This window comes from Alkalibacterium sp. m-11, from assembly GCF_054658155.1.
This window is the reverse complement of the sequence record NZ_BAAGIR010000093.1, coordinates 1-7830: the sequence shown is the minus strand read 5'-3', so window position 1 is coordinate 7830 and position 7830 is coordinate 1. Positions and strand designations below refer to the sequence as shown.

Genomic DNA, 7830 nt, shown 5'->3' with positions numbered 1-7830 from the left:
TCTCCTGAACGTCAAGTTTTTCTAAAAAATCAATGTCAAATAAAGTGGGTTGTTGTATAATGGACATAAGGAATCCCTCCTGGAGTACGTGTCTTAGTCGACAACCTAATTGTACCATATGGGGGGGGTCCTTTTTTCTATGTTTTAAAAAAGTTGATTTATCAGGTGTTAAACACGACAAATAATTATGAAATTGGCTCAAGTATCAACTAATACTGAGAAATATACAACCATTATATATTGGCAGTCGGACTATCAATATATAATGGTTCAAAAAAGAGACTGGCATCTAGCTCAGCCACATTTTAAAAATTAACGGTTTCCTTTATAGTATTTTCGGTCATTATCACGATAGAATCAGGACCATACATAAAATATTTAATGCAATATAGTGTTGCTAGACCATCGAGTACATAGACGATACGAGGAATGATATTATCCTGACCCAAAAAATAGAGGCAACCAAGTTAAACTCAAAAAGTCCGACTAATAAGTAGTTTACCACACTAATAATTAAAATAACTAAAGCGACTCTGTCCAATGTTTTCATCTTAAAATCTCTCCTTTCTCCTATAAATTTCTGACACCTAGATTATAGTCCTAACCTTTAATATAGCGAGTTATAAGCCTCGATAAAAGCACTATATATTAAAACGAGTAATACTCTCTGAACGGAACATATGAGAGTAAATTATGTCCGAATTAGTGAAAGAATTAATTCAAACTGATATACTGGATACACGGATTTGAATAGACTAAAGGACTAACTTAGTTAATATTGAATTCTTTGTTTAGGAGAGTGTTAAATGAGCGAACAAGTTATCCTTACCAATATGTGTCTGATACGCAACTCTGAAAACCAAGTCCTTGTTCGGGACAGACGAGATAAGAACTGGCCAGGCATTACTTTTCCAGGTGGGAAAATAGAACATGCGGAATCTTTCCAGAAGGCTGTTATTAGAGAAGTATTTGAAGAAAGCGGACTAGTCATTTCTGATCCTGACCTTGTCGGCACCAAGCAGTTTCAGACTGACAAAGACGAACGCTACATCGTTTTGTTATACATAGCAACGCAGTTTACGGGCACTTTGAGGTCTTCTGAAGAAGGAGAAGTATTCTGGATAGACGAATCGGAACTTTCAAACTATAATCTGGTTCCTGACCTAATGGATATGTACAAGGTGATGATTTCTGAAGAATTAAACGAATTTTATTATGCGCGTACTCAGAACGAAGAGTCTGACTGGGAGCTTCAATTACTATAAATGCATCTAATAGAACAGTCGGCTGCTGTCATGAGTACTCTATTAAGGCGGAGAATATGAGAATTCATTGCTCTAAGAAAATGCTCACAGCGATAAAAAATAGTGATGGTATTTTTGGAGATTCAAAGGTTGCTATCGATATGGATTATGATCATGCGACAGATTCGGATGAATTATACGACTGGCACGCGAATGTAGTGGAGCTGACAAGGGCTACTGTATTAGTTGTCCTGATGAATGATAAAACATATTATCCTATAGTTTGCGGGCCAATCAGATTAAGCAAAATAAATAGATTTTTAGCTGATTTCCAGTCCAATCTGCTTCAATTAATGCAGGAAACTAAAATTCCTGAAAGGATTAGGGAGGATTACGTTAATAACTGTAAGAATGTAACCTTTACTAAGACTTTGAACCATAGTAAAGTCAGCCAACTTAGCTCAATAGGATCGGACGCGCTCCACTACGTCTATTACGAAGATTTAAATATAAAGGATATAGATCCTATTAGTATAAGTGTTTGGTTAAGTGATATCTATCGAACAAAAGATGGTGTATTTCAAAAGCCTATTGATCTGTGGTTAGAGGAATGGTAAAGGCGGACACATTAAGTGTAGGGTAATCGTATTTTACTGACTCTGAAAGCTGAAAGTATCAAAGACACCAAGTATCTCGATTAGGTATCCATTCATTGAACTAGTATCATTTAAATCAAGAAGGAGGGGTTGGGGGACCCCAACCTACAAAAGCATTGGAAACAATGAACAACTGTCTGGGTACTATAGGCGGCTTTTCTTTGTTTTTTTGTGGGAGCATATAACGGTCTTGTTTTGCGACGAACTGAGCGCCCTCAATCCAACTGAGTGGGTTCCAAGATCCATCTTTCGACCAACTCGATGGCACGATCACAACTCAGTTGACTGCTCGCGACATCTTTCGACCAACTCAATGGCACGATCACAACTCAGTTGGCTGCTCCCACCATCTTACGACCAACTCAATGGCACAATCACAACTCAGTTGACTGCTCGCGACATCTTTCGACCAACTCAATGGCACGATCACAACTCAGTTGGCTGCTCGCGACATCTTACGACCAACTCGATGGCACGATCACAACTCAGTTGGCTGCTCGCGACATCTTACGACCAACTCGATGGCACGATCACAACTCAGTTGGCTGCTCCCACCATCTTACGACCAACTCAATGGCACGATCACAACTCAGTTGGCTGCTCGCGACATCTTACGACCAACTCGATGGCACGATCACAACTCAGTTGGCTGCTCCCGACAGAGTGAGTCCTTGTCCTCATCAACCATTATCCGATTCCCACCCACTAAGCCTGTCACTTACTGAAGAGGGGACCAAACAACTTAGATGATTAGCCACCAGATATCATCACCCTTAATACGCGCCTGCAACGCTGCTTTATTTCAAAAAAGTTGACTTTAAGTAAGTATAGATTGTATCCTTTATATTAGTGCGTTAAAGGAGACGATTATATTGAACGTTATTAATGGTGTTTTAAATGTGATATACAATGTCAGTTATTTTACCATGCCGATTTTCATTTTACTCCTGGTATTCAATTCAGGATTAAGTGAACACCCAAAAACTATTCTCAAGACAGTCAAAGATAACTGGGGCTTCTTCTTAAGGCTGGTGGCGTTTAACAATGTCATTCTCCCCCTCATTCTCTGGCAGCTTCTCAGGATCATCCCAATAGATCCGGTTTATTCCGCAGCCTTTGTTATTCTATTTTTATGTGCAGGTGCCTCGACAGTCATTGCATTTGTGCAGGAAACAGGTGAGAAGATCACTTATGCTGTTTCAACAATGATCCTGTTGACCTTGTCAACAGTTCTGATTTTACCTATTCTTTTGCCGAGGATGATTGAAGGGGTAGAAATCACTTCTCTTGACCTTATCGGAAGTCTGATTGCGAGTATCCTTCTTCCTTTATCGGCGGGGTCTTTCATGCGACTATTTTTCGAAGACTTGGCATTGAATATTAAGCCTTATACGTTGAAAACACAGAAGGTCATGATGAATATAGCAGTATACGGCATGATGCTGGGGCTTCTACCTGAATTGGTTCAGCTTATCGGGAGTGGTGTGATTACATCAAGCATTCTTATTGTACTAGCATCAGCAGTAATCGGGTATTTGATTGAAATGAAAAATCCCGACCGTGCGATGCAGCTGACTTCCGGATTTGCAGGGGGGACAGAGGAATGGTGCAGTTGCATTTGCAGTAGTTTTAAATAACTTTTCTGATCCAGGCATTTTTCTTACGATTGCTGTGACAACGATGATCAGTACAGTGTTGTTCAGCACCTTATCCACTTATATAGGAAAATCAAGACTTAAAGAGGCCGAAACTAGATAAGGTTTCAATTAAAAAAATTACTTGCCGGCCGTGATACCCACGGATTCGGTATGAAGGAGATTAATAATGAATTGGATTACATTTTTTATCGATAAAGCCGTACCTGTAGTTATGGCAATACTTACTTTAATTATTGGATCAAGTCTGATTAAGGTTTTCAACAGACTATTGACGAGACAAGTTAAGAAATCAAAAATGGACGAAAGTCTTAAGCCATTTCTTCTGTCTGTTTTTAGTGTCGTAATGAAGATTCTTCTTATTATTGTTGTAATCGGTATTCTAGGCATACCAACAGCGTCGTTTGTTGCTGTTCTGGGTGCAGGAAGTCTGGCGATTGGTCTGGCTTTTCAAGGCGCTCTGTCTAATCTGGCTGGAGGGGTACTACTTCTGACCATGCGACCGTTCAAGGTAGGGGATTATATTGAAGGATCCGGATACAGCGGAACAGTCAAAGCCATCCAGATTCTTTATACCGAACTGATTACTCCGGACAATAAAATGATCTACATTCCTAACGGCACACTGTCCAATGCTGGAATCGTCAATTATTCTGTTCATGACACCCGACGAGTCGATTTCACTTTCGGAGTTGGATACGAGACAGATACTCAGCATGTGCTGAATGTATTGGAAGGTATTTTAAATAATCATGAGTTGGTCATGTCTGATCCTGAACCGTTTATTCGCCTGTCTGCACATGGAGACAGTGCCGTCGAATATGTTGCGAGAGTATGGGTCAAATCCGAAGATTACTGGACGGTATACTTTGATGTCCTGCAGGAAGTTAAGAAATCCTTTGACCAGGAAGGGATTTCAATTTCTTACCCTTAAATGGATATTCACATGGAAAATTAAATGATAAAGGAAATACTTAAACTAATAAGGGTCTCCTTTTTTCGTCCGATCAATACGGGATCAATTCCTCCAGTGTCATACTACCCTTTGCATTAAGACAAACATTATTCATCATCCTTCCGTTTGGCGAGAACCTTGCATTAAAGGTACTTGCTGGCTTCCCGTATGCTCAAAGAAGCCGTGTCCTGTCAGTGTGTTTCGATGAATTGAGGGACCCATTCAGGATCAGTTTTGCTGTAGTCTCTTAAACTTCAGCCGATTGCTTTATTAATAAAGAATTCATTCTGGTTCAGGTTATTCACTATAATTTCTTCCAGAAGTACAGTGTCTGTTGACTATTACAACGAACTAGAAGATGTGCTATGTACGAGTCTCGACCACGTTGGAAAAGGAGATATTCTCCTGATCACGGGAGCTCGAGGAATGGATTATGGGGCAAAAACTGTTCTGGAAATGCTGCTGGAAAAGAAGACATTGGTTAAAAGGGATGCAGTCATAGATGTATTGAACAAGAAAATAGTGGGAATGGATGACCTGAAACTTGTCGAGTGATTTTCTTTTTAAGAATTTAAAAAAATTTCTAAGATGTCCTCCTGTTTAATGCTATAATGAGTCAGATAATGGACAAGTTACAGGAGGAAGAAATGAAGACAATTGGTTTTGACACAGAAAAGTATTTGAAGGAACAGTCTGCCTATATTCTTGAAAGAGTTGAGAACAGTGACAAATTGTATCTTGAGTTTGGTGGGAAATTAATTGGCGACAAGCATGCCAAACGTGTGCTGCCTGGTTTTGATGAAGATGCCAAGATGAAACTGCTGGCAACATTGAAAGATCAGTCTGAAATTATCATTTGTGTGTATGCAGGAGACATTGAGAGAAACAAGGTGAGAGGGGACTATGGGATTACATACGACCGGGATGTGTTAAGACTCATCGATGAGTACCGGGCATATGGCATTCCAGTGAACAGCGTACTGATTACTCGATACCAGAATCAGCCTAACGTTGATATCTTCATGACCAAGCTTAAACGCAATGGCATAAATGTTCATACGCATAGAGCCATTGACGGTTATCCTACCAATGTCGAAGCAATTGTTGGAGAAAACGGCTTTGCTAAAAATGCTTACATTGAGACTACAAAACCGCTAGTCGTCGTTACAGCTCCAGGAGCTGGAAGCGGAAAACTGGCTACCTGCCTGAATCAGCTCTATCATGAATATGCTAGAGGAAATGAAGCGAGTTATGCAAAATTCGAGACGTTTCCGGTATGGAACCTTCCGCTCAAGCATCCGGTCAATACAGCATACGAAGCAGCTACTGTGGACCTTAAAGATGTTAATATGCTGGACAACTATCACTATGAAGCATACGGGGAAGTTGCGGTCAACTATAATAGAGACACGGAAATGTTCCCAGTTATTAGACGGATTATTGAAAAAATATCCGGAAAATCTTCAGTTTATCAGTCTCCCACAGATATGGGTGTAAACCGGATTAAATCTGGTATTATTAATGATGAAGTAGTCTGTGAGGCGTCCAGACAGGAAATCATCCGCCGCGCATTTTCTATTGAAAATGACTATATAAAAGGTCTGGCTGATGAAGATTCTCTGCGACACATGCAGCTGATCCTTGAAGAAACAGATTTAAAGAAAGAAGATAGAAAACCTGTCTTGATTGCAAGGCAGTATGCAGAAAAGGTACAGAGCAGGATGGATGATACGAGCCTTCAAGCAGTCGTTGCAATCGAGCTGCCTAATGGCAAAGTAGTGACTGGACGCACGACCAGTCTGATGGATGCAGCTGCGGCTGCAATCGTCAACAGCTTGAAATCTTTGGCCAATATTTCTGATGAAATTGATTTGCTGGCTCCTATGATCCTGCAGACGATTCAGACATTGAAAAAAGATGATCTGAAAAGCAAGGTACCTACCTTATCTGCCAACGAGCTGCTTATTGCACTGGCGATCAGTGCGGTAACTAATCCGACCGCAGATCTGGCTTACAGGCAGCTTGACAAGTTGACTGATGCCCAGGCGCACTCAACAGTTATTCTGAACAGCGAAAATGAACAGACAATCAGAATGCTAGGAATAGATATTACGAATGATCCCGTCTATCCAACAGACAATCTGTATTACAATTAAGATTAAAGCTGCCGTCCGCTTATCTCAACTGAGATAGACGACGAGCAGCTACTTTTTTAATTTTTTTGTTTAAGCTGCTTGGCGATGGCCTGTTTAGCCAGATTGTCCGCGCCTTTGTTCTGTTTTTCAGGGATCCATTTCACTTCATAAAAACTAAGCTGGGACAACAATTGCTGTATATCATTGAAGATCTCAGCGTAAACGGGATTCTTCATATGATTCTTTCGGATCGACTGGGCGACAAGCTGACTGTCTGTGTGTAATATAGTCCACTCCTGGGTGCGGTCATGATCATGAACCCACTTGACTGCCAGGTAGAAAGCTTTTAATTCTGCCAAGTGATTGTCCAGACAGTTTTCGAGAGGGGCATTAAGCTGTTCATGCAGACCGTCCCCAGCCACTACCAGGCCAGCGCCAGCACGTTGGTTTTTCTGAGATACAGCCGCATCACTGTAAATTTTAAGCATACCTGGATTCTCCTTAATTATTATTTGTTTAAAAATGACGTAGAAAAAAGACCAGTTCCTCTGTGCAACTGATCCTCATTTCTATGTATAAGTAAAATGTATTATTCAGCTTCCACGACTGTAACATTTGTAGCTTGAGGACCGCGTGACCCTTCAACGATATCGAACTCGACTGTCTGACCTTCATTAAGAGCTTTGTACCCTTCCATTGTGATGCCTGTGAAGTGAACGAACACTTCTTCCTCATCACCAAATTGAATAAACCCGTAGCCTTTTTGATTGTTAAACCATTTAACAGTACCTGTAGTCATCGTTTTCCCCCTAAGATTACTCATTATAGTCGGTTATATCCCTCAGTATAAAGGATACGGTGAACCTAGTCAATCATTGCTACAAGGGAGTATGTGTAAAGCTATTCTCGGAAATTTATTCTAGAAATCTGAAACGCAGTTTATTGTTTTTGACTTTCTCAAGCCTTTTTTGCTCTTCGAGCTTTTAAAAGGCTTGAGAAAGTCAGTTCTAATTAAATAATTTCTGTAATTGCCCCATTGGACTTGATGAAGAGCCATTATTAGCTATTCTTCCAATTTTTACACCTATTGAAGGTCTATGTTGGCTTTTCTTCAAAGCTGCTCTCACTGCACCCTTAAACTCCGGCTGGAGTTTCGTTGTAAGTTCCGGTATTTTATCTGTTAGC

The 7830-nt window shown here is 40.4% G+C and carries 8 protein-coding genes and 2 pseudogenes; 6 read left to right on the top strand and 4 right to left on the bottom strand.

The features are described 5' to 3' along the window. Positions 1-305: 305 nt before the first annotated feature. Positions 306-550, bottom strand: a pseudogene (locus ACYQ2O_RS09120) (DUF378 domain-containing protein). A 256-nt stretch (positions 551-806) separates the two neighbouring features. Between ACYQ2O_RS09120 and ACYQ2O_RS09115 the strand changes: the two are divergent. The 4 genes from ACYQ2O_RS09115 to ACYQ2O_RS09100 all read left to right on the top strand — a co-directional run bounded on the left by ACYQ2O_RS09115 (position 807) and on the right by ACYQ2O_RS09100 (position 4489). Further along, positions 807-1265: an 8-oxo-dGTP diphosphatase gene (locus ACYQ2O_RS09115; RefSeq protein ID WP_346024979.1), complete on the top strand. Its 459-nt coding sequence runs from the start codon at positions 807-809 to the stop codon at positions 1263-1265. Positions 1266-1321: 56 nt separating this feature from the next. After that, positions 1322-1861 carry a DUF6933 domain-containing protein gene (locus tag ACYQ2O_RS09110; RefSeq protein ID WP_346024980.1) on the top strand — a complete coding sequence of 180 codons (540 nt, stop codon included), beginning with the start codon at positions 1322-1324 and terminating at the stop codon, positions 1859-1861. A 911-nt stretch (positions 1862-2772) separates the two neighbouring features. Further along, on the top strand, positions 2773-3537 hold the full coding sequence (locus ACYQ2O_RS09105) for a bile acid:sodium symporter (RefSeq protein WP_459796460.1): 765 nt from the start codon (positions 2773-2775) through the stop codon (positions 3535-3537). Positions 3538-3724: 187 nt separating this feature from the next. After that, a complete protein-coding gene (locus ACYQ2O_RS09100; RefSeq protein WP_346024982.1) occupies positions 3725-4489 on the top strand; it encodes a mechanosensitive ion channel family protein in 765 nt (254 codons plus the stop codon). A 212-nt stretch (positions 4490-4701) separates the two neighbouring features. Here ACYQ2O_RS09100 and ACYQ2O_RS09095 read toward each other — a convergent pair. Beyond that, positions 4702-4845: pseudogene (locus ACYQ2O_RS09095) on the bottom strand (DNA alkylation repair protein); the annotation flags it as partial. Here ACYQ2O_RS09095 and ACYQ2O_RS09090 point away from each other — a divergent pair. Together ACYQ2O_RS09090 and ACYQ2O_RS09085 are read left to right on the top strand one after the other, a co-directional pair. After that, complete coding sequence (locus ACYQ2O_RS09090; protein ID WP_346024983.1) at positions 4838-5065, top strand: hypothetical protein; 228 nt, start codon at positions 4838-4840, stop codon at positions 5063-5065. The pseudogene ACYQ2O_RS09095 and the gene ACYQ2O_RS09090 sit on opposite strands and share 8 nt — an antisense overlap. 92 nt (positions 5066-5157) lie before the next feature. Further along, positions 5158-6666 carry a DUF1846 domain-containing protein gene (locus tag ACYQ2O_RS09085; protein WP_346024984.1) on the top strand — a complete coding sequence of 503 codons (1509 nt, stop codon included), beginning with the start codon at positions 5158-5160 and terminating at the stop codon, positions 6664-6666. A 56-nt stretch (positions 6667-6722) separates the two neighbouring features. Here ACYQ2O_RS09085 and ACYQ2O_RS09080 read toward each other — a convergent pair whose 3' ends face one another. Next, positions 6723-7133: a ribonuclease HI family protein gene (locus ACYQ2O_RS09080; protein WP_346024985.1), complete on the bottom strand. Its 411-nt coding sequence runs from the start codon at positions 7131-7133 to the stop codon at positions 6723-6725. Positions 7134-7234: 101 nt separating this feature from the next. After that, a complete protein-coding gene (locus tag ACYQ2O_RS09075) occupies positions 7235-7444 on the bottom strand; it encodes a cold-shock protein (protein ID WP_091268131.1) in 210 nt (69 codons plus the stop codon). Between the last annotated feature and the right edge of the window lie 386 nt (positions 7445-7830).

Excerpts from the sequence above, each read along its gene's own strand:
- ACYQ2O_RS09085 (WP_346024984.1), top strand. The coding sequence starts at position 5,158 with ATGAAGACAATTGGTTTTGACACAGAAAAGTATTTGAAGGAACAGTCT.
- ACYQ2O_RS09080 (WP_346024985.1), bottom strand. The coding sequence starts at position 7,133 with ATGCTTAAAATTTACAGTGATGCGGCTGTATCTCAGAAAAACCAACGT.
- ACYQ2O_RS09100 (WP_346024982.1), top strand. The coding sequence starts at position 3,725 with ATGAATTGGATTACATTTTTTATCGATAAAGCCGTACCTGTAGTTATG.
- ACYQ2O_RS09075 (WP_091268131.1), bottom strand. The coding sequence starts at position 7,444 with ATGACTACAGGTACTGTTAAATGGTTTAACAATCAAAAAGGCTACGGG.
- ACYQ2O_RS09110 (WP_346024980.1), top strand. The coding sequence starts at position 1,322 with ATGAGAATTCATTGCTCTAAGAAAATGCTCACAGCGATAAAAAATAGT.
- ACYQ2O_RS09115 (WP_346024979.1), top strand. The coding sequence starts at position 807 with ATGAGCGAACAAGTTATCCTTACCAATATGTGTCTGATACGCAACTCT.